The sequence below is a fragment of the Shewanella sp. AS1 genome, from assembly GCF_021412565.1.
Taxonomy (GTDB): Bacteria; Pseudomonadota; Gammaproteobacteria; order Enterobacterales; family Shewanellaceae; genus Shewanella.
Genome location: NZ_JAKCLJ010000178.1, coordinates 1 through 206, shown reverse-complemented (window position 1 = coordinate 206; position 206 = coordinate 1). Strand labels below are relative to the sequence as shown.

Sequence of the window (206 nt, the reverse complement as noted above, 5' to 3'; positions counted from 1 at the left end):
CATCACGGTCACCGCCACCGATAGCCAGGGTGCAACCGTCACGTCCACCTTTAACCTGGTGGTTAACAACGTTAACGACGCACCGGTACTGGATCCCATCGCGCAAGTCAGCGCCAAGGAAGATGGTTCAGTAGTTAATGGCACCATCACCTCAACGGATATTGATGCGAATGACACGGCCACTTACAGCACCACTGCCACAATAG

1 protein-coding gene is annotated in these 206 nt (G+C 53.9%); it reads left to right on the top strand.

The genetic code is table 11. The annotated features are described in order from the left end of the window. The coding region (locus tag LZP69_RS16590; RefSeq protein WP_234201770.1) for a hypothetical protein at positions 1–206 on the top strand (206 nt) is incomplete at both ends.